We start from the raw sequence: 25,278 nt of genomic DNA on the forward strand, positions 1-25,278 counted from the left end.
TTCGCCAATGGCCGTGGTATCGCCCATGCCGGAACGTCCGGAATGAGCACCGTCCTGCCGGACGTCTGCAAGACGCCGTCACCGGCGGGGCCGGTTCCCATTCCCTATCCCAACATCGCGAAGTCCTCGGACACCTCCAAGGGGCCCAAGTCCGTCACCATCGAGGGGAACATGCCCGCGGTGAAGGGGGCGCAATACCAGACATCGACGGGTGACGAGGCCGGCACGGCCGGCGGCGGCGTCATGAGCAGCTCCACCAAGGGCCCGGCCGAGTTCATGATGTATTCGTTCGACGTGAAGTTCGAGGGGAAGAACGTGTGCCGGCTGGGGGACCCGCTCTTCCACAACAAGAAGAACACGATGGGCTAGCCGCCCTGGCGCCACGGCGTTCCACCACGAGGTCGATAGATGACACACTTGATGGAGCCCGCGCTCGTCAAGATGCCCGGCGCCAGCAAGGACGTGCACGACAAGAACTGCGTCTTCTGCAAGGACGCGAAGGCCAAGGGCCCGAAGTCCTTCATCGGCGACGACAACAACCCGGACACGCTGGAAACGCGGTTGACCGCGCAGCGCGTGCCCCGCCGTACGTTCAAGCACCGCAAGCACGGCGCCTTCTCCTCCGAGCCCCACCACCTGATGCCCGGCAAGGAGGCGCTCAAGGGGCATGACGTCGAGAAGTGGCTGGCCACACGGGCCTCGGGCTCACAGGTGGAGGCGGACACCGGTTTCGACATCAACTCACACTTCAACGGCGTGTGGCTGCCCTCCGTTCCCGTGAGCTACGTCGGGGTATCGGGCTGGAGCTGGCGGGACCCGGACTGCCAGAGCATGGCCATCGACCTGATGATGACGACCTGTCTCCAGTTCCACAAAGGCAACCACACAAACAAGGGCGGCCTCGACAGGGCCAGTTCCGAGCCCGACCGGTGCTACATCACGATGGTGGAGAGACGGCTCGATGATGTCGTCGAGCATGTAGAGGCATGGGTGGACAAGTTCTGCCCCATCGCGAAGAAGGCCAAGAAGGGCAAGCGTCCCCCTCCCTTCTTCCTCAATGACCTCCTCTACCGGTACGTCTCCGCCCACATGATGAAGGAAGTCTCCGGCGCTCCGAAGAAGTGGACTGTCTTCATCTCACGTGTCGCGTTCGCGGCGAGCGAGGAGGCCAAGACGAAACCCAAGAAGCGACCGAAGCCGGCAAGCTCGTCGGCGAGCAAGCGTCGGAGAAGATGAGCGTGGGCGGGGCCTGCAGCCCACGCCCCGAAGCATGCTCCATGCAAGCCATGTACTACAGACTGTGTCCCACTCCGGTGCTCGAAGGCGTCTACGACGTCCGGAAGCCCGACCTCGAGGTGCGCTGGCTCTCGGGTCAGTCCATTTCCACCCCTCTGCCCAATCCCATCGAACTCGAGTTGGACGACCGGTTCGGCACGCGCATGGCGGACATCTTCGAGCGCGGCATCCTGGTCATGAGTGACCGGCTCGTCGCCGCCATCCAGCGCGCGGGAGTCACCAACCTGCAGACCTTCCCGGCCGTCCTCAACGACGCCCGGCGTGGGTTGCGACTGCCCGGCTTTCAGGTAGTGCAGATTCTTGGACGCATCAAGGCGGCGGACCCGAACGAATCCACTGTCTATGATCCGGATGGCATCGGCCGGGACGTCATCGGCTTCGAAAAGCTGGTCATCGACGACGAGGCTGCCCACGGGCTCCTGTTGTTCCGCATGCTGGAGTCCGCCTCCACCATCATCGTCCATGAGAAGGTGAAGCAGGAGCTGGACAAGGAGCAGTGGCAGTTCGTCTCCGTGCACCCCACCGACGAGAATCCGGACCCGCTCGACCTGAATGGTTATGCGGGTACCCAGCGAACCACTCCGAGGGACGAAGAGGACGAAGAGGACGAAGAGGACGAAGAGGACGAAGAGGACAACACTGACGATGACGCAGAAGACGACAACGTGTCGTAAAGCGAAGACGAACCGTAATGGCTCCCAAGAAACCCCTGACCTCCTCTCCCGTGTACTACCAACTGCAGCCCACTCCGGTGCTCGAAGGCGTCTATGACGTCCGGAAGCCCGACCTCGAGGTGCGCTGGCTCTCGGGTCAGTCCATTTCCACCCCTCTGCCCAATCCCATCGAGATAGAGCTGGATGACCGGTTCGGCACCCGGATGGCCGACATCTTCATCCGCGGCATCCTGGTCATGAGCGACCGGCTCGTCGCCGCCATCCAGCGCGCGGGAGTCACCAACCTGCAGACCTTCCCGGCTGTCCTCAACGACGCCCAGCGCGGGTTGAGGCTGCCTGGTTTTCAGGCCGTGCAGATTGTCGGCACCATCAAGGCGGCGGACATGAAGAAGTCCATCGCCCATGACCCGGACAACATCGGTCGCGACATCGTCGGCTTCCAAAAGCTGGTCATCGACCCGAAGGCGGCCCGCGGCGCGCTGATGTTCCGCATGCTGGAGTCCGCCTCCACCATCATCGTCCATGAGAAGGTGAAGCAGGAGCTGGACAAGGAGCAGTGGCAGTTCGTCTCCGTGCACCCCACCGACGAGAAGCCCTTTCCACTCGACCTGGAGAATTGGGCCGCCGACTTCCAGGAAGTGCTCCAGGCAGGGAGAGCGGCTCGTTCGAAGAAGAAGCCCGTGAAGAAGAAGGGCGCTGCCAGGAAGAGCAAAGCCACTTCGAAATCGAAGCGAGCTGCCTCCAAGCCCAAAGCCCCATCCCGGCCAAAGGGGCGCTCCCGGAAGCAGGCCTCACCCGCGACGCGGCGTCCGCGCGGCAAGCGCTGAGCCGCGAGGGCGCAGGCATGTCCACGCAGTCACGCTGGGAGCGCCGACCCATGGCCCTTCAACCACGCCGGGAGCCGGTACAGACTCCCCGACAGCGCTCACACGGAGGGACGGACGGCCATGATTCAGGGATTGGATCACGTTCAGCTCGCCATGCCCCGGGGGCAGGAGCCCCAGGGGCGGGCCTTCTACGGGGGACTGCTCGGGCTGGGTGAAGTGCCCAAGCCACCCGAACTGGCGAAACGCGGGGGCCTCTGGTTCGAGCTCGCGGACGGGCGCGGGCTGCACCTGGGCGTCGAGGACCCCTTCCTGCCCGCGAAGAAGGCCCACCCGGCCTTCCGCGTGTCGACGCTGGATGCGCTCGCGGAAGCGCTGCGCGCGTCGGGGCACCCGGTGTCATGGGACGACTCGGTGCCGGAGGTGCGGCGGTTCCACAGCGCGGACCCGTTCGGCAACCGGCTGGAGTTCCAGGCCGTGGGGCCTCACGGAAGCTGAACCTTCCCGTCACACGGGTGCGGTCAGCCGTTCTCCTCCGCGCCCCCTGCCTCCCGGGACGGCCGGTACGGTGCTGCTCCGGCCCGCTGCCTGCGCTTCGCCTGCCCGGCCCGAATCTTCACGGTGACAGGAGCCCAGCCATGCCCACCACCTACTGCCTCACCCGCTCCGAATTCGTGACGGTCCGAGAGCACTCCCCCGACGCGCTCGTGGTGGAGGTCGAATACAGCCCGCAGGGCCCGCCGCCGCCGCCCCACTTCCACCCGTCGCAGTACGAGCGGTTCGAGGTCATCGTCGGCGCCCTGCGTGCCGTGGTGGATGGGAAGGAGCACACGCTGCACGCCGGGGACGTGCTCGACGTTCCCCAGGGCGCGGTGCACCAGTTGTGGAATCCCGGCGACACGCCCACGCACGCCACCTGGAGCACGCGGCCCGCCGGGCGCACCCGCGAGTGGTTCGCCGCGTTGGACTCCCTCCAGCGCCAGGGCCGCACGGGAAGCAAGGGCACTCCCGGTCCGCTCGCCCTCGCCGTGCTGCTCACGGCCTACCGCGACACCCTCCGGCTCGCACTGCGGCCCCGGTTCCTGGTGAGCGCGGCGCTCGGGGTGCTCGCGGCGGTGGGGCGCCTGCGAGGTCACCGCCTTCCCACTCCGCCACGCCCGACGCCCGTTCGGGCGGTCTGAAGAGCGCGGCGGCCCATTGCGCGAATTCGCCACACGCGGTGGACCGCTCCACCGCGTGCCAGCGACTGTCCGTTACGGAGTGGCGGGCTGCGTGTCCGCGGGCTTCGCTTCCTGCGGCTGCTCGCCCTGCGTCTCACCGGCGGGAGCCGCCGCGACGGCCGGCTTGCCAGCGGGCTTCTCACCAGCGGGCTTCTCGCCAGCGGCCTTCTCACCAGCGGGCTTCTCGCGCTTCGCGGCCACGGCGGCCTGGCGGACCAGCTCGCGGGCCTTCTGGGCGACCTTCGGCGTGGGGGCCAGAATCATGAACATCAGACGCCCTTCCATCCGGGGCGGCTGCTCCACGATGGCCACTTCCTTCAGGTCCTTCGCCACGTCGTCGAGGATGGCGGTGCCCTGCTCCTTGTGCGTGATTTCACGCCCGCGGAACTGGATGACGACCTTCGCCTTGTTCCCGTCCTCGATGAACCGCCGCATGTTGCGGACCTTGAACTCGTAGTCGTGTTCCTCCGTCTTCGGGCGGAGCTTCACTTCCTTGAGCAGGACCGTCACCTGGGCGCGCTTCGCCTCGGCGGCCTTCTTCTTCTCCTCGTACTTGAACTTGCCGTAGTCCATGATCTTGCAGACCGGTGGACTTGCCATGGGGCTGATTTCGACGAGGTCGAGCCCCTCGGTACGAGCAAGGTCGAGAGCCGCTTCGAGCGGCATGACCCCGAGCTGCCCGCCGTCGGACCCCACGACGCGGACCTCGCGAGCGCGGATACGGCGGTTGGTTCTCTGATCGCGGCTCCCGCCGCGGCTGCTTCTCTGTTCGCGAATGATGTGAAGCTCCTTTGAAATTCGGTTTCAGCCCTGTCGCCTCTAAAGGTGTGACAGGTCACTCCGGTACAACAAGCTGCCGGACAGGGATGTGAGGCAGCCCACCCTTCCCGCGTCCAGCGCCCGGCAGGTCGCTCTCCTAATACAAGAGCGCCTCCAGGTGCCCGCTCGCCCGGAAGGAGGGGGTCGCCGCGCCGGACTCTCCCCGACCCGGGACGGTAACGCCAGAGATAACGCAGCACCCGCCCCCCTGCCGTGGAACCCCACGACGGGTGACAGCGCCGGAGCGGCGACGGACGGCACGGTGCTGGAGTGGACAGGGCCCATTTCGAGGCCCGCCATCATGGGCCCCTGAAGCGCGCTGTTCCAGGACCCCCCAGGAAATCCCGCGCGGTTTGTCGCGGGTCCAGCGTTCCCTCATACCCAAGGTCATGGTTCAGGACATGCGGCCTGTAGCCCAGGCACCTACCCGTCCCAAATTTTCCTGAATTCCTGGAAGTTGAGCTTTCGGGTCGGAGGCCCTTGCAGGCGCAATGGCCTGCCGGGAAGCAGAGGGCCCGCCCACCCGCCGTGGGACGGGCGGGGAGGCGGGCCGGCTCACGTCGGGCGCGAGCGCTTGGGGACTTCGACGCGGTCGAGGTCCCTCGCGGCGACCACGTCCGCCACCAGGGGCTTCGCCTCGTCGACGAAGGGCGCGGTGTCTTCGTAGCGCTGCGAGAAGTGCGTGAGGACGAGGCGGCGGGCTCGGGCCTCCCGGGCCAGCTCCGCGGCCTGGAGCGCCGTCATGTGGAAGTGGTCGTGCGCCTCCTTCCGCTCGGTGTCCAGGTAGGTCGACTCGCAGACCAGCAGGTCCACGCCCCGGGCCAGGCGCGTGGCGCCGGCGCAGGGACGGGTGTCCATGACGAAGGCGAAGGCCTGGCCCGCGCGCGACTCGCCGACCTCCTCCACGCGCACCGTGCGACCGCCCACCTCCACCGAGCCGCGCCGGAGCAATTCGCCCGTCAGCGGGCCGGAGACGCCGGCCTCCGCGAGCCGTCCCGGGTGGAGCTGCACGCGCGCGTGCTCCTCGAGCCGGAAGCCATAGGTGTCCACGGCATGCTCCAGCTTCGCGGCGGACAGCTTGAAGCCCTTGGTCTCCGCGAGGACGCCGTCCTCGGAAATGGGGCGGGGGATGATGGTCGCCGCGTCCATGAAGATGGTGGCGTGGCGGAGCCGCTCGAAGAAGGCCTGGCCCGACGCCGGGTAGTAGACCTCCACGGGGTGCTTCGCGCGGTCCAGCGACAGGCGCTGGATGATGCCGGGCAGCCCGAGCGCATGGTCCCCGTGGAAGTGGGTGACGCAGATGCGGGTGACCTGGGTGGCGGACAGGCCCGCGAGCGTCATCTGCCGCTGGGTGCCCTCTCCGGGGTCGAACAGGATTCCCTCCTCGTCCCAGCGGAGGAAGTACGCGTTGTGGTTCCGGTGGCGCGTGGGCACCTGGCTGGCGGAACCGAGGACGATGAGCTCGCGGCTGGACATGACAGGTGCTCCCCCGTGCGAAGAATGGCACCCCGACGGGGCCTCGCGCACGGGCCTGACAGCGGGAGGGGACGCTCAGGAGAAGCCGCGCGGAGGCATCGCCGGCGAGCGGTGCAGCCAGTTGTCCTCGGGATACGTGGCGGTGCCGTCGACGAGGTGCAGCGAGTAGGCGTGGCGGCTCTTGGGCGACGTGTTGGGGCCACTGCGGTGGGGCAGCAGTCCGTGGAGCACCACGAGCGTGCCCTTCTCCACCTCCAGCGGCACCATGCCCTCCTCGGGCACGGGTGTGGGGTCGAGCACGCGGAAGGCGGTGCCTCCGCCCTCGGCGCGGACGAAGCGCTTCTTCAGGCCCAGGCGGTGGCCTCCGGGCAGCGCCCACAGGCAGCCGTTCTCCAGCGTCGCGTCCTCCAGGGCGAACCAGAAGCCCAGGCAGGTGAGCGGCTCCGTGTAGAGGAACGTGGAGTCCTGGTGGGAGCCCACCTCGCCGCCGATATGGGGCTGCTTGAAGATGTACATGGATTGCAGGAGCAATGGCTTCCACAGTCCCAGCTCCGAGGTCAGTGACGCCAGCGCGGGCGTGCGGGAGAACCGGTCGAAGCGCGGGTCCAGGTCGTGGAGCGCGTGGCCTATCTTGTTGATGGACAGGGCCTTGTCCTGTCGCAGCGAGCCGTCCGGACGGAAGGCGCCTTCCTCGAAGAAGAAGCGGATGTGGTCTCCCGAGGAGAGGAAGTACTCGTCGGACGTCCGGGTCTGCTCGCGGGTGGTGAAGACGGAGACGGTCTCCGGCTGGAAGCCGGCGACGAGCTCCTCCGCGCGGGCCTTCAGCGCGTCACAGTCCGCCGCGGGGACGAACCCCGGGAGCACGAGGTAGCCCTGCTGCTCGAACTGTCCGGCCCGGTCCGTCATCACAGCCTCCCGAGCGCCGGGAGGGGCTCCTCCGGCGCGCTCGGGACTATCTCACGGGAGGCAGGGGCACGGCCCTGTGGGCGAGAACAGGGCACACGGATGGGGACAGGGTCGAATGCCCCGGTCCGAGCTGAAATCTTACTCCATGGAGAGGTTATCAAACAGTTTACCCATGAGGTAGTGTCCCTACCCGGGCGGAGCGGACCGCCCCATTCCGGCAGGGACTCTCATGGCGACACGACGGGCAATGCAGGACCTGGCGCCAGCCTCCCTCCCACCGGGTACGGAGGTCGGTTCCTGGCGCGTGCTGGAGCGACGGGGCCGGGGCAACTACGGCACCGTCTACCGCGTCGAGTCCGCGGACGGCTCCGGGCCCTTCGCCCTCAAGCTGGCCACGCACCCGATGGACCCGCGCTTCGACCGCGAGGCGGAATTGCTCTCGCGCATCCACCACTCCGGCGTGCCCCGTCTTCATGCACACGGCCTGTGGCCCCACCCCGCGGGCCCGTTCCCCTTCCTCGTCATGGAGTGGGTGGAGGGCCAGCCCCTCTATGACTGGGGTGAGGAGCAACACCCCACGTCGCGGCAGGTGCTGCGGCTGCTCGCGCAGGTGGCCCGCGCCCTGGACGCCACGCACTCGGTGGAAGCCGTCCATCGAGACGTGAAGGGCGACAACGTGCTGGTGCGCGTGAGCGACGGGCAGGCCATCCTCACCGACTTCGGCGCGGGACACTTCCGCGGAGCACCCACGCTGACGGCCCCCCCACTGCCGCCCGGAACGCCGCCGTACCGAAGCCCGGAGGCCGTGCGCTTCCAGTGGGGCTACCGCAGCCACCCCACCGCCCACTACGCCGCCCAACCCGCGGATGACGTGTTCGCCCTCGGCGTCACCGCGTACCGGCTCGTCACTGGAACCTATCCGCCACCGCCGCGAGGCACCGACACACATGAAGGCGATGTGGAGCCACTGACTCCTCCGCGCCTGCGCAACCCCGCCGTGTGCGAGGAATTGGACGCGCTCATCCTTCACATGCTCGCGGACCCTCCGGAGGAGCGCCTCGGAGGTGGCAGCGCGGCCGCGGTCGCCCGTTCACTGGAAGAGGCGATGCGCACGGCAGGCTCCCAGGCGGACCTGCCGCTCTCGGTGCCAGTCGCGCGGCCTGACGTGAAGCGTGCCGGGCACGAGCCCGCATGGGTTCGCACCGGGGAAGGCGCCGCTCACGCACAGGACGCCGGGCACGTGCCGTCTCGAAGCGACACGCCGGTCATCGAGCTCGCCCCCGCGCCTTCACCACACGACGAGGGCCGGTGGCCCGGGCTCGCGGTCGCCACGGTCGTCGTGTCCCTGCTGTCCGCGGCGACCGGCTGGTTCCTGCGCCCCACCCATGAGGCTTCCCCCATGGCCCAGGCTTCTTCGCCCCAGGAGGCCCGCGACGGCGGCACGGTGGCCGTGGGCGACGCCGCCGTGACCTCACCGGTGAGCATCCTCGCGCCGGTGCCTTCCTTCAGCCTGCCACCCGGCCTGAGCCTCCCCATGCCGGACCGCCCCTTTCCCGGCCAGCGCAAGCCCCCCTGCAACCGCAAGGGCGAGGTCGAGCTGCGCGGCGGCTGCTGGTACGAGCTGGCTCGCGTGAAGTCTCCCTGCGACGAAGACGCCTACGACTACAAAGGGGCCTGCTACCTGCCCTCCTTCCCCGTCCAGCGACCACACACCTCCGCCCCCGCCACACAGCCGAACCCCTGAGCCGAGCGGGCGTCCTCCTTCCCACGGAGCCACACCTCCGCCCTCGCGCGAGCCAGGGAGACTGTGAGAGACCCACGGGCATGAAGCGTCATGCCCAGGCCACGGAACGCAACCGGGAGCCCCTGCTCGCCGTCCTTCGCGAGGTGATGCCCGCCTCCGGCACGGTGCTGGAAATCGCCAGCGGTACCGGCCAGCACGCCGTCTTCTTCGCCCGTGCCTTCCCCGGCCTCCGCTGGCAGCCCACCGACATGGAGCCCGAGTCACTGGAGAGCATCGCCGCGTGGCGCGCCGAGGAGCCCCTGCCCAATCTGGCGCCGCCGCTCGTGCTCGACGCGAGCAGCGATACGTGGCCGGTGACCTCGGCGGACGTCATCCTGAATGTGAACATGATTCACATCTCTCCCTGGGCCTCGTGCCAGGGGTTGATGCGCGGCGCGGGCCGGGTGCTCACTCCGGGCGGGTGCCTCGTCATGTACGGCCCCTACTTCGTCGAGGGCCGCGAGACGGCGCCTGGCAACCTCGCCTTCGACGCCTCCCTGCGCGAGAGGAACGCGGCGTGGGGCGTGCGCCAGCTCGGCGCCGTCACCGCCGAGGCCGCTCGCCACGGCCTGGAGCGCGAGCGCGTGGTGGACATGCCCAGCAACAACCTCACGCTCGTCTTCCGCAAGCGCCCGAGCCCCTGAACGGCCCTCCAGGGTACACCGGCCCCGGCAATGAAGCCCCGCTGACATCCGCCGGGAAAGAATGCGGACCGGCGCACATGGACTGAGGTCTCCCCCCCTTTACGGGGCCACCTGCCGCCACTAACACCAGGAGGTGGCGGCCGGGCCGTCATGGCAACGAGGTGGAGAGGGGGAGGCATCCGATGCCGGATTCAGGCGCGAAGGCCGGCGGCCACGAGGGCGCCCTGTTCGCCTCCGTCGTCCACTCCCGCGCGCGTCAGGCCCGGGACCGCCAGCGCGCTCTCTGGCTCCTGCCGCTCGCCCTCGGCTTCCACGCCCTGGTCCTCGTGGGCCTCACCACCGCCTGGCATGGAGACCCCGGGGCCAGGGCACACGCCACGGTCGACTCCGGGGACCTGGTGCTCCGGCTCGTCCCGGCGCCGCCTCCACCGCCCGCATCCACGGCGACCTCCGCCCCGTCCAACGTCGCCCGGAAGACGGTGGCGCGCCGGCCCCGCCCCTTCCCGAAGCCCACCCTCCCGACGCCCGGGCCCGCGCCTGTCGCGTCACCGACGCCTCCCGCCGAGGAAGCACCGCCGCCCACTCCGGACACCGCCGACAAAGGCGGCACCGACGTCGCGGCAGCGGCCCCCGCGGGCATGCCCGGCGGAATCGCGGGGGGCGTGGTGGGCGGCCTCGTGCGCGGCGTGCTGGGCGCCAGCAACCCGGGACTCGTCCTGTCACCGCCGCCGCGCCCCACCGAGCAGCAGCTCGCCACGTGGCGCGAGCAGTACTTCGAGACGATGTTTCGAGACCGCTTCGAGAACGTGCGCTACCCGCACCAGGCCGCCATGGCCGGCATCCAGGGCCGGCTCGTGGTGCGCATCTCCGTGGGTGCGCGGGGCCAGATTCTCGACCTGGGCGTGCTCGGCTACTGCCCGCACTACGTCCTCTGCGACGCCGCGATGAAGGCCGTGCGCGACGCCGCGCCCTTCCCGCCGCCACCGCCGGAGCTCGGCGGGCGCGTCACCGTGGAGCTGCCCTTCAACTACCACCTGCGCTGAAGGGGCTGGCCGCGCTGGAGCTCCACGGGGAAGTCCCATGTCACTGCTGGTGCCCGAGCGCCCCCGCGCCCTGGAGTGCGTGCCGTGCCCGCGCGTGCGCGAGGTTCCACTCGGGCCACGAGCCCTCGGCGGGCAGTCGCTCCTTGTACTGGAGCAGCAGCCCGGTCCGCCACCCCTGCGCCGGGGCCGTGTCACGCACCAATTCGGGCACCGCGTCCGAGGAGAGGCCGGAGAGGTAGCTCACGTCGGGGCCGCTCGAGTCGGTGGCGCGGGCGATGTTGAGGCGGACGATGAGCGCATCCGGGTTGACGGCATTCACCGCCACCACCGCGCCCAGCGCCGTGACGAAGGCGCCGATGGCGAAGCGCTCGGGCCGCCACCACAGCGTCACCGCGCGCCACGTCAGCACCGCGCCCAGCGCGAACATGAACACGTGCGTGAAGAGGCGCAGGCGCGTGTAGCCGAAGGCGTCCTCGTAGAGCGTCATGCGCTTCACCGCCGAGGCGACGATGACCACCGTGAGCGCCACCATCAGCGTGGCCCCCACGCGGAAGGCCCCCTGCGCCAGCGGAGACTCGCGGCGCGTCCACCGCGCCAGCGCCATGACGAGCCCCAGCGTCATCATCGACACGAGCAGCAGCTCGAAGAAGCCGCGGCGCGCGTACTCCGCATAGGTGTAGCCCTCGGCCGGCGACGAGGCGCCGCCGATGAACAGGTACGCCACCTGGAAGCCCGCGAAGACGAGGAAGAGCGCGTCCACGCCGAGGATGAGCGTGAGCGCCTCGGTGAGCCCCAGCCTCGGCACGGCCGGAGCAGCCTCCGCCTCGCCCCGCTCCTGGCCCCTGCGACGGCGCAGCGCGTGGCCCAGCGCCGCCGCCGCCACGCACGCGGAGAACCCCACCCCGAGCGCCCGGCCGATGGCGCTGCCGAACAGCGTCCACACGTCGACGTCGAAGAGCCGGTTCATGGCCCCGGCGAAGGCCGCGTCGGCGGACTGCAGGAGGACGCAGAAGACGAGCAGCACCGGCAGGGCGATGAGCACCCCGCGCGCGAAGGGCAGCAGGCGCGGCGCATGCTCGCGCGCGGCCCGCAGGTCCACCGAGTCCCGGACGAGCGCGGGCGGGTACAGCAGGCCGCGGAAGGTGGCGGACAGCGCCACCAGCGGGTAGCCCAGCAGTCCCAGCCGCTGCACCCGGCCCGCCGCCCAGAAGTGCGTGAGCAGGAGCAGCAGCGCGGCCGAGGTCAGTAGATTTAGCGCCAGCAACCACGAACTGGCGCGCACCGCGACGAAGCCGGAGATGACGAGCAGCGGTGCCGCGAGCCACGCGTTGGGCCGCGCCCGCTGCCAGCTCTCGCGCCCGCCGAGCAGCACGAGCGTCCCCAGCAGGGCCGTCACCACCAGCGGGAAGGACACGCCCCACAGGGGCCGGTCCAGCAGCACCTCCGCGAGGACACCCAGGCCCAGGGCCGCCGCCAGCGTGGCGCGCGGCGCACGGACGTTCGGCAGCAGCGGCGTGGAGGGAGCCGCCTGTCGGTACGACGCAATGGCCTCGCTGTCGTCGGGCGGGGCGCTCCTGGGGGGCATGGGCCGGAACGACGGCGCTCTCGACGGAGCGGAAGGGGGTGCCCCGAGGGGCGTGGAATCAGGCGGAACGAACGTGCTCATTGACGGCGCACCTCGGACTGGAGACGACTCCAGGATGCGCATGTCCCCGGCGCGAAGGGACGCGCCCGGGGTGAGCGGTCGCGCCCGGACGCCGGGCGGTCCGTCTCCTCCCGTGGCCGGCGCGCCCGCCACGCCGGTACGGCGGCGCGCGCTAGCCGGCGCGCATCCAGCCTTCGCGCTCCAGGAGGTCCGCCACGCGCGCGGCCACCTCGTCGCGGATGCGCTCCACCTGCTGCACCGAGCGGCCCTTCGGGTCCTCCAAGGGCCAGTCCTCGCGCTTCAGCCCCGGCACGTTGGGGCAGGCCTCACCGCAGCCCAGGGTGATGAGCCAGTGCGCGTCCTGCGCCAGCGCATCCGTCAGCAAGCGGGGTTTCGCATCTGCCAGGTCGATGCCGATCTCACGCATCGTCTCCAGCACCGCCGGGTGCAGATGCTCCGCGGGCTGCGTTCCCGCGGACACGGCCCGCGCCTTGTCCGGGTCCGCCATCACATTGAAGAACGCCGCCGCCATCTGCGAGCGACCGGCGTTGTGCACACAGGCGAAGATGACCTTGTTCATCTCACTACCCCCTCCACTTCCTGCACATCTGCGCGCCCCTCCCCGCACGCAATGTCTGGTTGATGCCGCCCCCCACGGGCGGCGTGCCGCGTGAGGCTGTCACATCTGGCGGTCGGATGCTCGCGAAGAGAGCCGGCGAGCCCCTGCCTGCCCGCCCGTGTCTGCCTTTACGCAGTCCGTCATGGATGCCCGCCGACGCCCGCCTGCCCCGGGGGCGGGGTGACGATGCCCCTACCGTTCCCCACCTGCGAGTCGGAGCGCCGGAGGCTGGCCGCCCGGGGAGATGCATAGGTTGGACGGAGCCATGCACCACATTCCCACATGGATATGGGCGGTCTTCTGGGCGGTGGTGCTCGTGCTCATCGTCGTGGACCTGATTGCCCACCGCGGGCGCCATGGCGAGTCCCACCGGGCCGCCATCATCTGGAGCGGCGTGTGGATTTCCGCGGGGCTGCTCTTCAACGTGCTCGTCTGGCGCGTCTTCGGCGCGCGCGCGGCGCAGGAGTACCTGGCGGCGTACTTCATCGAGAAGAGCCTCAGCCTCGACAACGTCTTCGTCTTCCTCGTCATCTTCCGCAGCCTGGGCATCCCCCCGCGGGCCCAGCACAACGTGCTCTTCCTGGGCATCTTCGGCGCACTCGTCTTCCGCGCCCTCTTCATCTTCCTGGGCGCGGCGGCGCTGGAGCGCTGGAGCTGGGTGGCCTACGTCTTCGGCGGCATCCTCCTCGTCACCGCCTGGCGCGTGTTCCGCGAGGACCCGGCCCAGCAGCAGGAGAACAAGGCGGTGAGCTGGCTCGCGCACCGGCTGCCGGTGACGCAGGAGGTGCATGAGAAGAAGTTCTTCGTCCGGCTCGCGGACGGCCGGCGCGTGGCCACGCCGCTGCTGCTGGCGCTGATGGGCCTGGAGCTGACGGACATCCTCTTCGCCGTGGACTCGGTGCCCGCCGCCTTCGCGGTGACGCAGGACACCTTCATCCTCTACAGCTCCAACGCCTTCGCCATCCTCGGCCTGCGGGCGCTGTACCTGCTGCTGTCCGGCGCCGTGGGGCAGCTGCGCTACCTCCACTACGGGCTGGCCGGCGTGCTGGCCTTCGCGGGACTGAAGATGGTGCTGGAGCCGTGGCTCCACGTCTCGCCACTGGTGTCCGTGGGCATCATCGTCGTGCTCATCGGCGCGGCGGTGTGGGCCAGCCTGCGCGCCCGGCGACGGGAGGCGCCAGGCCCGAAGCAGGAGCGGGAGCATCGCGAGCCCAGGCACCCCACCGAGGCGGAGGCCTGAGCCCGGCGCGCCCGTGACGACTGTCAGTCCTCGTCCTGCGCGCTCGCGCCCGGCTGCGCGTCCGTGCCGGAGCCGCCCAGCAGGAAGGTGTCGAAGGCGGAGCTGGCCATCGCCTGCACCTGCTGGTCGTACGTCTTCAGCAGTGCCACGTTGGCGGCCGCCACCTTCCGGCCCTCGGCGGACAGGTTGCCCAGGCCCGGGTTCGCCTCACCCTTCTCCATGGCCTCGATGGCGGCGCGCAGGTGCGTCTGCGCCTCCTCCGTCTGGGTGCGCTCCTCCTCGGAGAGCGAGTCGCCCTCCAGCTTCTCGTCCAGCGCGGCCAGCTGCTTCTCCATCGCCTCGCGGCTCTGCTTCAGCGCCCCCTGGGCCTGCTCCATGCCGTCCGCCATCAGCGAGGTGTAGACGGTGGAGGTGATGGTCTGGAACTCGGCGGGCGACATGTTGTGCTTCTTCAGGCCCTCGAGGTACGCGGCGCGCACGTCCACCGTCATGGCCATCATGATGTTGGCGGCATCCATGGCGGCGCCGAAGTTGGGGTTCTTCTTGTTGTCCGCCCCGCCGTGCTCCTTCTCGAAGGCGTCGGCCTTCTGCTCCATCGCCTTGAACGCCGGCAGCGCCCCCTCGCGCACGGCGAAGTAGGTCTCCAGCCGCTTCGCGTCCAGCGCGAGCACCTCACCCTCCGCGGGCGCCTGGAAGCCGAAGCTCTGGTTGAGCTTCGCCAGCTCCTCTTCCTGGGCGGCAATCTTCTGTCCGGCCTCGAAGGTGCCGCCGAACGTGTTCTTCGCCCACAGGCCACCAGCCACCAGCAGGCCCACGCCCACCAGGATGATGAGACCGCACCCAACGCCCACGCCGATGAGGACCTTCTTCATGAACCCCTCCACGAGAAATGCACCGTGTCGCCCCCGTGCTAGCCGGGCAGGCCCTCGGGGTGCAAGGGCCCTCCGCTCCCCGGAGCGCGCCAGCTAGGCGCTCGCGTGGGGAACGTCCGGCGCCGCGACTTCCCGCCCGAGCAGGCGAGGCAGGCGCACCAGGAAGGTGGTGCCCTCGTGCGGGTTGGAGCGGACGCGGAGTCCCCCGCCGTGCGCGTCCACGATGTGCTTCACGATGAACAGGCCCAGCCCCAGGCCCCGGCTGTCGCGCGCTTCCTTGCGCTCGGCGCGCTTCATCGGTTCGAACAGGCGCGTGCGCAGCTCGGAGGGAATGGGCGGCCCCAGGTTGTGGACCGCCAGCGCCACCGCCCTGTGCGTGCCGTGCGTGCGCACCCGCACGGGCCCCTGCTCCATGCTGTGGTGGATGGCGTTGTTCACCAGGTTGGTGATGACCTGCGCCAGCCGGTCCGGGTCCCACAGGCCGCGACCGTCGCCGCTGCACTCGATGACCAGCCGTCGCTCCGGGTTGGCGAGCTGCACCTCGTCCACCACCTGCCGGGTCAGCTCGTGCAAATCGAGCGAGCGGGGCTGCATGGGGATGCCGCCGCCCAGGCGCGCCTGGGTGAAGTCCAGCACGTCGCGCAGCATGCGCGTGGCGCGCTCGGCGCTGGAGAGGATGCGGCCGATGACCTTGCGCTGCCACTCGTCCAGGTTCTCCTTCCGCAGCAGCGTGGTGGTGGCCATGGTGATGGCGGAGATGGGGTTGCGCAAATCGTGGCTGACGATGCCGATGAGCAACTGCTCGAACTCCGCCCGGCGCTTCGCCTCCAGCTCCGCGGCACGCCGCTCGGTGATGTCCTGCATGGCGCCCACCATGCGCACCGCGCGGCCCGCGACGTCGCGAATCACCTGGCCCCGGTCCGAGATGACGGCCCACGTCCCGTCCCCGCGCAGGAAGCGATACTCGTCGGCCCAGTGGCTGTCGCCATCGTCGATGACGGCCTGCATTTCCCGGCTCACCCGCTCGCGGTCCTCGGGGTGGATGCGCCGCGTCCATGCGTCGATGTCCAACGACTGGTGGGGCTGCAGGCGGAACTGCCTGGCGGCCAGCTCGCTCCACTCGATGTGGCCGGTGCCGAGCTCCCAGTCGTAGATGACGTCGCTGGTGGCCTGGGTGGCCAGGCGGTAGCGCATCTCCGACTGGCGGAGCACCTCCTGCGCGCGGTGCCGCTCGGTGATGTCGAGCGACACGCCCGCCACGCTCGCCACCCCGCCGTCGGGCCCCAGCACGGGGGAGACGCGCGTCAGGAACCAGGAGCCGCCCATCTCCAGCTCCAGGGCGAAGCACTCTCCGGCCTGCGCGCGACGGGTGGCCTCGATGAGGTCCGGCCGGTCCGCGTACACCTCGAAGATGTTGCGGCCCACGAGCTGGCTGCCATCCACCCCGACGACCCGCAGCCCCTCGCCCTCGCAGAGGGTGATGATGCCCTTCGCATCCGAGGCCCAGATGATGATGGGCAGCTGGGTGATGATGCGACTCAGGTGCTCGCGGGCCTCATCGCGCTCGCGCCCGGCGCGCCGCACCTCGGTGACGTCCGTGGAGATGCCGCAGATGGCCGCCACGCCGCCCGCTGCGTCCGGCAGCGGGAACTTGACCGACTGGAAGATGTGCGGCCCGTCCGGCTGGAGCTGGTGCTCGTCGGTGACGAGCGTCTGCCCGGTGGCGAGCACCTGCCGGTCGCTGAGCTCGCAGACCTCCGCCAGGTCGGGCGGCAACATCTCCTGGTCCGTGTGGCCCACCACGTCGCCTCGGGACTTCCCGAGGTTCTGCGCGAAGGTGTGGTTGATGAAGAGATAGCGGCCCCGCGTGTCCTTGGCGTAGATGGCGGCCGGCGCGTGGTCGAGGATGCCGAGCAGCGTCGACTCGGTGGCCCGCAGTCCCCGCTCCTGCTCGCGGCCATACTGCGCCACCGCGTCCGCCAGCCCCACGTCGAGTGCCTGGTTGAGCATGCGCAGCCCGGACAGCTCCGGCAGCCAGCCCGCCTCCTCCAGCACCTCGAGGATGGCGTCGCGCAAGAGGCCGAACTCCCGCACCAGCGTGCCGGCGTCCACGCCCGCCTGGTAGCGCTCGCGGCCGAGCCGGCCACCAAAGGCCCGGGCCCTCTCCAGGTCCAACGCCACGTGCGCCCCGCGCAGCAGGTCCACCAGCGAATCCACCAGGCCGGGCGGTCCGCGCACCCAGGCCACCCGTGGCGGCGACCCCTCCCCGAGCACCTCGCCCACTCGCAGTTCCCAGCGCCGGAGGATGTCCTGCCTCCGCGCCTCCAGCAGGTCCGGGAGTCGGCACGACGGTGTGGCGCAGGGGGTCATGCAAGCGCCTCCCCTTCGGGAACCCCGAGTGGGGACACGCCCACATTCCCTCGCGAGGAGGTGGGCTTCCTGAATGGATGAGCGGGGGACATGGGGCTCCCCCATTGGATACGTCCGCCAGTGCATGGGGGCTGCCCACCCGCACATCGGGCCCGAGTGATGCCCCGCCCGGGAGGCGGCCACGGGTGCGCCCCCCGTGCCGGGCAGACGCTCACCGCTGACAGGGGACCGGCGAGCAGGCGCCCCATACGCCCCGCCTCGCGCGCCGGGCCTCTGCCTCCAGCGACTCGAACTCCGCGCGCCGCGCGCTCCCCGCGGGTGGCACGTGCAGCACACAGGCATGGCCCCGCTCCACCAGGAGCGTGTTCACCTCGCGCCCTTCCACGGACACGTACGCGAGGAGCCGGCCGAAGCGGTCCGTGCACGCCTCACCGTAGGCCAGCGTCACCCGCCGTCCCTCGACGAGGCCGCGGTTGAAGGCGTGGGCCTCCGGGCCGAAGCAGTCCCTCGCGCCCCCGGTGCTCTCGGGAGTGTCGACGAGCAGGTAGCGGACGCGCTCGCCACCTTCCAGGAGGAGCGTGTCCCCGTCGATGGCCTCCGTGACTCGCGCCGTGACGGGGCCGCAGGGAGAGGCCGGCTCCCCTCCACAGGACAGGAGCACGGCGGCGAGCACCGCGGGCATCCACCTCCTCATGGCACGCATGGACGGTTCTCCACGCCCGGAGTCCCCCGGTCTCCGAGGCCATAGCGCGCCCCGGTAGGCGCGGGACAGAAGCTCCCCGCCAGGTCGTTCCGGGTGGAGTCACTCCGCGACGGGTCCACCTGCGAGGACACGCCCGGCACCGCCGCCGTCGTCCACGTCACCGCGTCCAGGAGCCGCCCGTCCACGGAGAGCCGGAGCATGCGATTGCCCGCGCTGTTCGCGAGGTTGAAGGAGAACGTGCCGAGCACCGCGGGCAGTCCGCCGTTGACGGACACGTCCTCGCTGCGCGCCAGGATGGCGCGGCCGCCCGCCTTGAGGGACAGGCACAGCGTCGCGGTGAGCACCGTGCTGCTCCCGCCCTCGTTGGAAAGGGTGACGCCGTTGAGGTCCACGTCCCGCAGGGCGAGGACTTCGACCCACTCGCCCGTCGCGTCCGCCACCGCGCTCGGGTCGGCCATGAGCTCGGTGAGGACCAGCGAACCGCCGTCTGGAGCCCTCGGTGCGCGCGTCTTCCCCGTCGACCGGTCGATGCACCCATTCGCGGGAGTCCCCGCGTCGACGGAGCCCGCATCGGGAGCCCCCGCGTCGGGTCTGCCTCCGTCCGGTACGCCCGCGTCCGGGACACCTCCATCCGCGCCGCCGCTGCACACCCGGTTCGCACGGCCGGGCGTACCCAGGTTGCCACGTGTCCCGTAGACCTCCGTGGCCCGGCACCACGCCTCCTGTGAGTCATTGCGCTTCGCGTCCGCCAGCGGCGCGGACACCTGCGTGGCCACTCCCTCCTCGGCGAGCCCATACACAGCTGCATCCACGAGCACGTCCCCCGCCCGCACCATCACCACACCGCCCGAGTTGCGCAGGTCCACGCCGAACGTGGCCACGGGCGGGGGCAACCCACCGTTGAGCACCGCGTCCTCTCGGCGTGCCAGCACCGCATGCGCGCCCGCCGCGAGCGACCTGCACACCCGTCCCTCCACCTTCGTCCCCGCCGAGTCCGAGCCCACCGTCAGTCCATTCAGGTCCACGGGCGCGGAGGCCAGCACCTCCACCCACTCGCCCAGCGTGTCGTCGCCTCGGGGATTGGCCATCAACTCCGTGATGACCAGGTCTCCCGGACGTGGCCACACCACGGGCCGCGCGGTGGTGGCTCCCACCGGGACACAGGACTCCACGACGCCCGCGTCCTCCGTTGCGGGGCTCGACGGCTCGGCCGAGTCACACGGGGCATTCGCCACTCCCGGGCTTCCACGCCCCGGCGCGGCGTCCTCCGCTCCGCTCCCGTCACACCACCGCTCCGGGTCATCATTGCCAGCCGAGTCGGGCACGAGCTGGCCGTCGTAGACGCGGGCCACGCCGCTCTTCGCGGGCGCGGTGAGCTGCACCTCATCGACCACCCGCTCCCCACACCGCACACCCAGCTTTCCGCCCGTGTTGCCCAGCGCTCCGAGCGCCTCGCCATACGCGTGGTCCACGTGCGCGGGCAGCGGCCCCTCACGCACGTCTCCCAGCACGAGGTAGCTCCCCGCGGCCAGCGGCACGGGGCCGGTGAAGAGATAGGCCCGTTCCTGCGAGCCATCCACGCGGGCCGCGTAGAGCGTCAGCCCATGCAGGTCCACGGCGGCGCGCGTGGGGTTGTGCAGCTCGACGTACTCCTGGCCGGTGTCCGTCCCCACGGGGTCATTGAGGTACTCGGTGAAGACGAGGTCCCCGGGCAACAGCACGGCGCACGCGGCGTCCACGCCCTCGTCCGGTGGTGTCCCTCCACAGGCGCATGCGCCGAGCAGCACCACCCCTCCGAGACTCCTTCCCCATCCCCTCATGTCGGCAACCCTCACGTTCGACGTCCTCCGTTTCACGGCACATCCGCGACGCGTCAGAACCGCGTCTCCAGCTCCAGGTGGAAGAGGTGGCGCGGCTGGTCCGGCGGCACGCGGGCCACGCTCGCGTCCTTCAGGTCGAGCACCCACGCGTACCGGGCCCGGGCCGTCACCGCGCTGAAGGCGACCCAGCTCGCGTCCACGGCGGCGCGCAGCTCCTGACGGAGCCGGCTGCGCTCGGAGAGGTCCTCGTCCTTCCACACCACGCGCCCGCCCAGCTTCAGGGACTCCGAGGGCGCGAGTCGCACGTCGAGGACGGCCTGTCCGTCATACCGGGGGCCCCCGGCCTCGGGCTCCTCCACGCGCGCGTGGCCATACTGCACCGCCACCGTCACGCCCTCCGCGAGCTCGGACCGCACCCGCGCCGTGACGCCGTACCGGCCCCGCGAGCAGGAACCCGCCCCGTCCTGCTCGGAGTCCGTCCCCGAGTCCCCTGAGCAGGCACCCATCTCCGAATCGCGCAGCTCCCCCTGGAGCGATGGCTGGAACCGCGACCACGCGAGCCAGTCCGCCCGGGCAGAGGCACGCAGGTGCATCGTGCCCGCCGTTCCCGGCGTCGCGCCGTCGGCTGGCAGCGTCCAGGCATCCACCTGCCCTCGCACGCGCCACGCGCCTTCCTCTCGCTGGAGGTAGCGCATGCGAGCACCCACTTCGTTGCGAACGCGCAGGCCCTCCAGTGAATCCGGACCGGACGGCGCGCCACTGTAGGGATTGGCGAAGTCGCGTCCGTAGTAGCGCAAAGCCACCTCCAGCTCGCGCCGCGCGCTGGAGAGCACGGTGCGCTGGAGTGCGGCGAAGCCACCACCTCCCTCGGGAGCGGCATCGAAGCTGCGCGCCCCCTCGAAGAAGAGGTCCACCGCGCCACGGCCCCACGCCGCATCCAGCCCCACCGCACCGAAGCCACCACCCGCCGGGTAGCGGGCTCCCGGCTGGAAGTCGAGCCGGCCTCCCTCCAGCGACCACACCGGTCGGGCAGCCCAGCCCGTCACCCCGACGTGGGCACGCGGGGACAGGGACAGCGTCACGTTGCCTCCGCCCGCCCACTCGTGGAAGACACCCGGCAGGGTGCGCGCGGTGAGCTTCTCCACGTGGGAGCCCGACAGCGGCACCAGCACGTCCGGAGCCCTACAGGTGCTTCGCGGGTCCACGCACACCGAGCGGTCCAGCACCGCGCTCCGCTGGAGTGAGCGAAGCTGGTACGAGCCGAAGCCCGTGAGCGCCAGCTCCGCGCCCGTCCCCACCGGGCCGCGCACGGTGCCCGCGAGCCCCCGGAAGCCTTCATCCCAGGCGAAGTCGGGCGTGACGTCGGACAGGCGCTCCTCGGGCTCACACCCGGTGCCGCCCACGAGGCACTCCCGCTCCAGCGCGCCGGGTGGACGCACGCCATCGTCGGGGAGGAAACCCTCCGGAGAGGGCAGCGACGTCGTGTCCAGCGTGAGGCGCTGGCCGAAGCCGAGCCGGTACGTGCCCGCGAGCACGGAGGCACGCTCCCCCGTCCACTGCGCGTAGAGCTTCGGCAGCAGCACCGCCGCGCCAGGCGCTTCCACGATGAGGGCACGTCGGCCCTCATCCCTCCGGAGTGTGCCCAGACGTCGGCGTGCGAGGGAGAGCAGCACGCCCGCTCGCAGTCCCGCGAGTCCTCCCGCGCGAACCTGCAACGCGGCGGGCGGCGGCAAGGAATCAGACGTGGCGAAGGCCATCAGCAGCCGCGCATCACCGACAAGGTGTCCGGGCTCACGCCGCACGAGGAATGACGCGAGCCGCCGCTCCTCCTCCTCAGTGAGCCCCCCGGTGGACACTTCACGCGAGCCATCACCCGAGACGGGCTGCCGGGGCGCACCGGCCCGCAGCATCCGAGCCCGCAGCAGCGCATCCACCTCCGCGTACGTCAGTCCGGGCAGTCCATAGAGCGTGGCCCGCGTCGCGAGCCTCGGGTCCACTCCGGCCCGCCGCAGCGCCAGCAGCGCCGCGAGCGTCTCTCCGGAGATGGCCCCCTCTTCCGCCAGCGTGAGCAGGTCCAACTCCCCCACCGCCTCCGGCTCCACCTCATACGGCGCCGCCTGCACCGGAAGGCACAGCCAGCACCCCAGCAACCCCAGTGAGAGCACGCGACGCACGCCGCGCACCCTCTGCACATCCAGGACCACCGTTCCCTACAGGAGCCTCAATCCCTCACACCGTCCGCGCCACGGACGCGGCGTCCACGGGAGAGACACGCCTCACGCCCGCGCGGCCCGGGGGTCCACCCGCAGGAAATCCTCGGCGACGGACTCCGCCGCCACCGCGCGGGCCTGGGCGGCGGCATGGCGGAGCCGTGCTTCCTCCGAGCCGTCCAGCGCGGCCAGGGCCTGGCGCAGGTCGGAGTCGGTGGTCAGCAGCAGTGCCGCGAGGTGCATCCGGTCCAGTTCCATCAGCGACCCATCCAATAACAACCACCCTGACATGCGGGCCCGACGCCCGTTCAACCCTGCCCTGTGCAGACCCGGGGCCAGCCTGCCAGGCCACCAGCCAGACACCCGTAATCCCCTCACAACCCGTGCACCGGGAAGCGGCCGGAGCGGCCAGGGGAAGGTGTCGCCCCATCCATGTATGCTGTCGCTCCGCACCAATGGGATACGTCCACATCGTCCGAGACTTCCCCTCCCCCCAGGAGGGCTTCGCCCGCACCGTGCGCGTCTACACACCCGACGCCTACGACGCGCTGCCGAACCACCGCTTCCCCGTGCTCTACATGCACGACGGGCAGAACGTCTTCGCCCACCCGGAGTCGGCCCGCTTCGAGACGTGGTGCGCCAACCTCGCGCTGGAGCAGGGCGTGGGCGAGGGCCGCCTGGAGCCGTGGATCATCGTCGCGGTGGACTCGGGCGTGGGGCGGCTCCAGGAATACTCCCCCTGGGATGAGCCGCGCGGCCAGGTGAAGGCCCGCGGCGAGGCCTACGGCCGCTTCCTGGTGGAGCACCTCAAGCCGCTGGTGGACCGCACCTACCGCACGCGCCCCGAGCCCGAGTGGACGGGCGCCATGGGCTCGTCGCTGGGCGGGCTCATCTCGCTGTACCTCGGCTGCCGCTACCCGGACGTCTTCGGCCGCATCGGCGCGCTGTCGCCCACCGTCATGTGGAGCGAGGGCCGCCTGTTCCAGGAGTGGTCCGCCCACCGCCGAAGCTGGACGCGCATCTACCTGGACGCCGGCGAGCAGGAGTTCATCCACACCGACGGCGTGCCCCTCAACTACGGCGAGGCCACGCGCGCCTTCTACGAGCACCTCCAGCGCGCGGGCTACGCGTCCCACGAGCTGTCCCTGGTACTCGAGCCCGGCGGCGAGCACCACGAGCGCGACTGGCAGCGCCGCCTGCCCCAGGCCATGCAGTGGCTGCTGGGCTGAGGCGCCTGACTTGAGGCTCCGCAAGCCTGTCCCGCTGGAGCAGCGGCTCGTCTATGTGCAGGTGGTGGAGGGGCTGCTCCAGCACGGGCTCTACGGCAAGGTGTCACCCCGGCTGAAGCAGCGGCTGCGACAGGTGGGCGTGGACCTGGACCGACCCCTGCTGCCCGCCTACCCCGTGCCGCTGTGGACGCACTGCCTCTCCGTCATCGTCGAGGAGACGTACCCGGGCGTCCCCCGCGAGGAGGCCTTCCGGAAGCTGGCCGAGGCGCACGTGCAGGGCTACGGGCGCACCGTCATCGGCCGCGCGGTGTATGGCGTCATGCGGCTGCTCGGCCCGCGCAGGCTGGTGCAGCGGCTGCCGCAGACGCTGCACGCCACGGACAACTACACGGAGGCGGAGCTCGTCGAGCGCGGCCCCACCACCTACGAGATGAAGATGAACTCCCTGCTGGACCAGCCCGGCTACGTCGAGTCCCTCTTCGAGTCCATGCTCCGCGTGGGCGGCGCCGAATCACCGAAGGTGACGCGCATTCACGTGGACCCGGCGGAGCCGAGCAGCACGTACCAGCTCACCTGGACGGAGCGCTGAAGCCCTACTCGGTGGCCTGGATGAAGCGCACCGCGTCGTGCATGGCGTCCAGGTCCGCGTGCCGGGTGAGGTACATCTCCTCGCCCATGAGGCTGTGGTAGACGGGCGGCAGGTGCTCCTGGTGCTGGAGCAGTGATTTGCCCAGCTTCTCCACAATCTGTTTGTGATTGTGCTTGTAGCGGCGGCTCTTGCGGCGCGCGCTGTGACAGACGTTGTAGCGCGGCGTGTAGCGAAAGTCCGCCACCGGGTCCCCCGTCACCACGCGCGCCCAGAGCCGGTACACGTCGATGTCGCACGTGTAGTTCATCATGTCGGTGATGAAGCCGCCGGGCGGGCGCAGGTTCACCTCCAGCACGATGAACTTCCCATCCGGCAGCTTGAAGAACTCCAGGTGGAACCAGCGCTCGCGCAGGCCGCACGCGGCCACCACCTCGCGGCCCAGCACGTCCAGGCCGGGGGGAATCTCCTGGAGGCTCCAGAAGGAGATGTCGCGCTTCTCCAGCACCGTCTCCATGCCACCATCGCTGTACTGGTGGCTGAGGCTGAAGACGATGGCGCCGTGCCGGTCGACGAGGCCGTCGTACGTGACGATGGTGCCGCGCACGAAGGGCTGGGCCACGTAGGACGTGGGCAGCGGGTGCGACAGGGCGGCGTCCACCTCCTTGTCGCTGGCGACCTTGAACGTGTGCGCCGCGCCCACGCCCACGTCGGGCTTGAGGACGAGCGGGTAGCCCACCTTCTCCGCGAAGGCCTTCACCTGGCCGGCGTCGCGCACGCGGATGAGCTCCGGGTGGGGCACGCCGGCGGCGTGGAAGACCTCGGCCATGCCGGACTTGGAGCGCAGCCGGTGGATGTCCGCGGGCTGCAGGCCGGGGACGTGGAAATCCTCGCGCAGGCGGGCCTCCACCTCCAGCCAGGACTCGTTGAGCGAGTCGATGCGGTGGATGCGCCCGTGCTTCCAGGTGAGGTAGCCGGCCGCGCGGACGAGGGCGTCCTCGTCATGGAGGTTGGGGACGAGGAAGTACTCGCGCAAGGACTCGCGCAGCTCGGAGCGCAGCGAGTCGAAGGGCGCATCGCCGATTCCCAGCACCGTGACACCGCGCTCGCGCAGGGCGGTGACGAAGTGGAAGTACTGGGGCGGGAATTGGGGGGAGATGAAGACGAAGTTCATGGCTCCTCGGGGCGGGTCCCGACGAGGGTGACCATAGCGGCGCCCCGGGTCGAGTCCTACTTCCTTGCCACCCCTCCAGGAGGGTGTACGACACTTCACTCCCGGCATGGAGTGCCTGGGAATGG

24 protein-coding genes are annotated in these 25,278 nt (G+C 70.4%); 12 read left to right on the forward strand and 12 right to left on the reverse strand.

The window, feature by feature from the left end; genetic code table 11:
• Nucleotides 1-42: 42 nt before the first annotated feature.
• From OV427_RS16690 to OV427_RS16715, 6 genes are all read left to right on the forward strand, one after another.
• Nucleotides 43-369, forward strand: coding sequence for a DUF4150 domain-containing protein (locus tag OV427_RS16690; RefSeq protein WP_267857113.1), 327 nt, complete (start codon nucleotides 43-45; stop codon nucleotides 367-369).
• 39 nt (nucleotides 370-408) lie between these two features.
• Complete coding sequence (locus tag OV427_RS16695) at nucleotides 409-1,236, forward strand: AHH domain-containing protein (RefSeq protein ID WP_267857114.1); 828 nt, start codon at nucleotides 409-411, stop codon at nucleotides 1,234-1,236.
• Nucleotides 1,237-1,286: 50 nt separating this feature from the next.
• The gene (locus tag OV427_RS16700) at nucleotides 1,287-1,970 is read left to right on the forward strand and encodes an imm11 family protein (RefSeq protein WP_267857115.1); all 684 of its coding nucleotides are present in this window, start codon (nucleotides 1,287-1,289) and stop codon (nucleotides 1,968-1,970) included.
• A gap of 17 nt (nucleotides 1,971-1,987) precedes the next feature.
• A complete protein-coding gene (locus OV427_RS16705) occupies nucleotides 1,988-2,797 on the forward strand; it encodes an imm11 family protein (RefSeq protein WP_267857116.1) in 810 nt (269 codons plus the stop codon).
• A 120-nt stretch (nucleotides 2,798-2,917) separates the two neighbouring features.
• A complete protein-coding gene (locus OV427_RS16710) occupies nucleotides 2,918-3,292 on the forward strand; it encodes a glyoxalase (protein WP_267857117.1) in 375 nt (124 codons plus the stop codon).
• A 140-nt stretch (nucleotides 3,293-3,432) separates the two neighbouring features.
• On the forward strand, nucleotides 3,433-3,975 hold the full coding sequence (locus OV427_RS16715) for a cupin domain-containing protein (RefSeq protein ID WP_267857118.1): 543 nt from the start codon (nucleotides 3,433-3,435) through the stop codon (nucleotides 3,973-3,975).
• 72 nt (nucleotides 3,976-4,047) lie between these two features.
• On the opposite strand, the gene infC is transcribed toward OV427_RS16715, so the two are convergent.
• From infC to OV427_RS16730, 3 genes are all read right to left on the reverse strand, one after another.
• A complete protein-coding gene (gene infC, locus OV427_RS16720; RefSeq protein WP_324290061.1) occupies nucleotides 4,048-4,812 on the reverse strand; it encodes a translation initiation factor IF-3 in 765 nt (254 codons plus the stop codon).
• 576 nt (nucleotides 4,813-5,388) lie between these two features.
• Nucleotides 5,389-6,309, reverse strand: a complete 921-nt coding sequence (locus OV427_RS16725) for a ribonuclease Z (protein WP_267857119.1) — start codon at nucleotides 6,307-6,309, stop codon at nucleotides 5,389-5,391.
• Nucleotides 6,310-6,384: 75 nt separating this feature from the next.
• On the reverse strand, nucleotides 6,385-7,215 hold the full coding sequence (locus OV427_RS16730; protein ID WP_267857120.1) for a phytanoyl-CoA dioxygenase family protein: 831 nt from the start codon (nucleotides 7,213-7,215) through the stop codon (nucleotides 6,385-6,387).
• Nucleotides 7,216-7,519: 304 nt separating this feature from the next.
• Between OV427_RS16730 and OV427_RS16735 the strand changes: the two genes are divergently transcribed.
• The 3 genes from OV427_RS16735 (at nucleotide 7,520) to OV427_RS16745 (ending at nucleotide 10,685) form a co-directional block, all read left to right on the forward strand.
• Nucleotides 7,520-8,959 carry a serine/threonine-protein kinase gene (locus OV427_RS16735; RefSeq protein WP_324289964.1) on the forward strand — a complete coding sequence of 480 codons (1,440 nt, stop codon included), beginning with the start codon at nucleotides 7,520-7,522 and terminating at the stop codon, nucleotides 8,957-8,959.
• 80 nt (nucleotides 8,960-9,039) lie between these two features.
• Nucleotides 9,040-9,642: a DUF938 domain-containing protein gene (locus OV427_RS16740; RefSeq protein ID WP_267857122.1), complete on the forward strand. Its 603-nt coding sequence runs from the start codon at nucleotides 9,040-9,042 to the stop codon at nucleotides 9,640-9,642.
• Between the two features lie 182 nt (nucleotides 9,643-9,824).
• Nucleotides 9,825-10,685 carry a TonB family protein gene (locus OV427_RS16745; RefSeq protein ID WP_267857123.1) on the forward strand — a complete coding sequence of 287 codons (861 nt, stop codon included), beginning with the start codon at nucleotides 9,825-9,827 and terminating at the stop codon, nucleotides 10,683-10,685.
• Nucleotides 10,686-10,725: 40 nt separating this feature from the next.
• Here OV427_RS16745 and OV427_RS16750 read toward each other — a convergent pair whose 3' ends face one another.
• Nucleotides 10,726-12,270, reverse strand: a complete 1,545-nt coding sequence (locus OV427_RS16750; RefSeq protein ID WP_267857124.1) for a DUF4153 domain-containing protein — start codon at nucleotides 12,268-12,270, stop codon at nucleotides 10,726-10,728.
• Nucleotides 12,271-12,502: 232 nt separating this feature from the next.
• The gene (locus OV427_RS16755; RefSeq protein ID WP_267857125.1) at nucleotides 12,503-12,910 is read right to left on the reverse strand and encodes an arsenate reductase ArsC; all 408 of its coding nucleotides are present in this window, start codon (nucleotides 12,908-12,910) and stop codon (nucleotides 12,503-12,505) included.
• Between the two features lie 304 nt (nucleotides 12,911-13,214).
• On the opposite strand from OV427_RS16755, the gene OV427_RS16760 reads away from it, so the two are divergent.
• Complete coding sequence (locus OV427_RS16760) at nucleotides 13,215-14,189, forward strand: TerC/Alx family metal homeostasis membrane protein (protein WP_267857126.1); 975 nt, start codon at nucleotides 13,215-13,217, stop codon at nucleotides 14,187-14,189.
• A 23-nt stretch (nucleotides 14,190-14,212) separates the two neighbouring features.
• Here OV427_RS16760 and OV427_RS16765 read toward each other — a convergent pair whose 3' ends face one another.
• The 6 genes from OV427_RS16765 to OV427_RS16790 form a co-directional block, all read right to left on the reverse strand.
• Complete coding sequence (locus OV427_RS16765; RefSeq protein WP_267857127.1) at nucleotides 14,213-15,061, reverse strand: hypothetical protein; 849 nt, start codon at nucleotides 15,059-15,061, stop codon at nucleotides 14,213-14,215.
• 93 nt (nucleotides 15,062-15,154) lie between these two features.
• Nucleotides 15,155-17,431 carry a PAS domain-containing protein gene (locus tag OV427_RS16770; RefSeq protein ID WP_267857128.1) on the reverse strand — a complete coding sequence of 759 codons (2,277 nt, stop codon included), beginning with the start codon at nucleotides 17,429-17,431 and terminating at the stop codon, nucleotides 15,155-15,157.
• A 211-nt stretch (nucleotides 17,432-17,642) separates the two neighbouring features.
• Nucleotides 17,643-18,113 carry a thermonuclease family protein gene (locus OV427_RS16775; RefSeq protein ID WP_420718360.1) on the reverse strand — a complete coding sequence of 157 codons (471 nt, stop codon included), beginning with the start codon at nucleotides 18,111-18,113 and terminating at the stop codon, nucleotides 17,643-17,645.
• A gap of 8 nt (nucleotides 18,114-18,121) precedes the next feature.
• Nucleotides 18,122-19,954 carry a hypothetical protein gene (locus OV427_RS16780; RefSeq protein ID WP_267857130.1) on the reverse strand — a complete coding sequence of 611 codons (1,833 nt, stop codon included), beginning with the start codon at nucleotides 19,952-19,954 and terminating at the stop codon, nucleotides 18,122-18,124.
• Between the two features lie 53 nt (nucleotides 19,955-20,007).
• Complete coding sequence (locus OV427_RS16785) at nucleotides 20,008-22,128, reverse strand: hypothetical protein (RefSeq protein ID WP_267857131.1); 2,121 nt, start codon at nucleotides 22,126-22,128, stop codon at nucleotides 20,008-20,010.
• 102 nt (nucleotides 22,129-22,230) lie between these two features.
• Nucleotides 22,231-22,422, reverse strand: a complete 192-nt coding sequence (locus tag OV427_RS16790; RefSeq protein ID WP_267857132.1) for a hypothetical protein — start codon at nucleotides 22,420-22,422, stop codon at nucleotides 22,231-22,233.
• 197 nt (nucleotides 22,423-22,619) lie between these two features.
• Between OV427_RS16790 and OV427_RS16795 the strand changes: the two genes are divergently transcribed.
• Nucleotides 22,620-23,393 carry an alpha/beta hydrolase gene (locus tag OV427_RS16795; RefSeq protein WP_267857133.1) on the forward strand — a complete coding sequence of 258 codons (774 nt, stop codon included), beginning with the start codon at nucleotides 22,620-22,622 and terminating at the stop codon, nucleotides 23,391-23,393.
• Nucleotides 23,394-23,403: 10 nt separating this feature from the next.
• On the forward strand, nucleotides 23,404-23,982 hold the full coding sequence (locus tag OV427_RS16800) for a DUF2378 family protein (RefSeq protein ID WP_267857134.1): 579 nt from the start codon (nucleotides 23,404-23,406) through the stop codon (nucleotides 23,980-23,982).
• A 4-nt stretch (nucleotides 23,983-23,986) separates the two neighbouring features.
• Here OV427_RS16800 and OV427_RS16805 read toward each other — a convergent pair whose 3' ends face one another.
• Nucleotides 23,987-25,153, reverse strand: a complete 1,167-nt coding sequence (locus OV427_RS16805; protein WP_267857135.1) for an ATP-grasp domain-containing protein — start codon at nucleotides 25,151-25,153, stop codon at nucleotides 23,987-23,989.
• Nucleotides 25,154-25,278 lie beyond the last annotated feature (125 nt).

It is taken from the genome of Pyxidicoccus sp. MSG2 (assembly GCF_026626705.1).
Taxonomy (GTDB): Bacteria; Myxococcota; Myxococcia; order Myxococcales; family Myxococcaceae; genus Myxococcus.

Bases quoted from the DNA above. Each gene is read 5' to 3' on its own strand.
- OV427_RS16690 (WP_267857113.1), top strand. From the start codon at position 43: ATGAGCACCGTCCTGCCGGACGTCTGCAAGACGCCGTCACCGGCGGGG.
- OV427_RS16695 (WP_267857114.1), top strand. From the start codon at position 409: ATGACACACTTGATGGAGCCCGCGCTCGTCAAGATGCCCGGCGCCAGC.
- OV427_RS16700 (WP_267857115.1), top strand. From the start codon at position 1,287: ATGTACTACAGACTGTGTCCCACTCCGGTGCTCGAAGGCGTCTACGAC.
- OV427_RS16705 (WP_267857116.1), top strand. From the start codon at position 1,988: ATGGCTCCCAAGAAACCCCTGACCTCCTCTCCCGTGTACTACCAACTG.
- OV427_RS16710 (WP_267857117.1), top strand. From the start codon at position 2,918: ATGATTCAGGGATTGGATCACGTTCAGCTCGCCATGCCCCGGGGGCAG.
- OV427_RS16715 (WP_267857118.1), top strand. From the start codon at position 3,433: ATGCCCACCACCTACTGCCTCACCCGCTCCGAATTCGTGACGGTCCGA.
- OV427_RS16725 (WP_267857119.1), bottom strand. From the start codon at position 6,309: ATGTCCAGCCGCGAGCTCATCGTCCTCGGTTCCGCCAGCCAGGTGCCC.
- OV427_RS16730 (WP_267857120.1), bottom strand. From the start codon at position 7,215: ATGACGGACCGGGCCGGACAGTTCGAGCAGCAGGGCTACCTCGTGCTC.
- OV427_RS16740 (WP_267857122.1), top strand. From the start codon at position 9,040: ATGAAGCGTCATGCCCAGGCCACGGAACGCAACCGGGAGCCCCTGCTC.
- OV427_RS16745 (WP_267857123.1), top strand. From the start codon at position 9,825: ATGCCGGATTCAGGCGCGAAGGCCGGCGGCCACGAGGGCGCCCTGTTC.
- OV427_RS16750 (WP_267857124.1), bottom strand. From the start codon at position 12,270: ATGCCCCCCAGGAGCGCCCCGCCCGACGACAGCGAGGCCATTGCGTCG.
- OV427_RS16755 (WP_267857125.1), bottom strand. From the start codon at position 12,910: ATGAACAAGGTCATCTTCGCCTGTGTGCACAACGCCGGTCGCTCGCAG.
- OV427_RS16760 (WP_267857126.1), top strand. From the start codon at position 13,215: ATGCACCACATTCCCACATGGATATGGGCGGTCTTCTGGGCGGTGGTG.
- OV427_RS16765 (WP_267857127.1), bottom strand. From the start codon at position 15,061: ATGAAGAAGGTCCTCATCGGCGTGGGCGTTGGGTGCGGTCTCATCATC.
- OV427_RS16770 (WP_267857128.1), bottom strand. From the start codon at position 17,431: ATGACCCCCTGCGCCACACCGTCGTGCCGACTCCCGGACCTGCTGGAG.
- OV427_RS16775 (WP_420718360.1), bottom strand. From the start codon at position 18,113: ATGCCCGCGGTGCTCGCCGCCGTGCTCCTGTCCTGTGGAGGGGAGCCG.
- OV427_RS16780 (WP_267857130.1), bottom strand. From the start codon at position 19,954: ATGAGGGGATGGGGAAGGAGTCTCGGAGGGGTGGTGCTGCTCGGCGCA.
- OV427_RS16790 (WP_267857132.1), bottom strand. From the start codon at position 22,422: ATGGAACTGGACCGGATGCACCTCGCGGCACTGCTGCTGACCACCGAC.
- OV427_RS16795 (WP_267857133.1), top strand. From the start codon at position 22,620: ATGGGATACGTCCACATCGTCCGAGACTTCCCCTCCCCCCAGGAGGGC.
- OV427_RS16805 (WP_267857135.1), bottom strand. From the start codon at position 25,153: ATGAACTTCGTCTTCATCTCCCCCCAATTCCCGCCCCAGTACTTCCAC.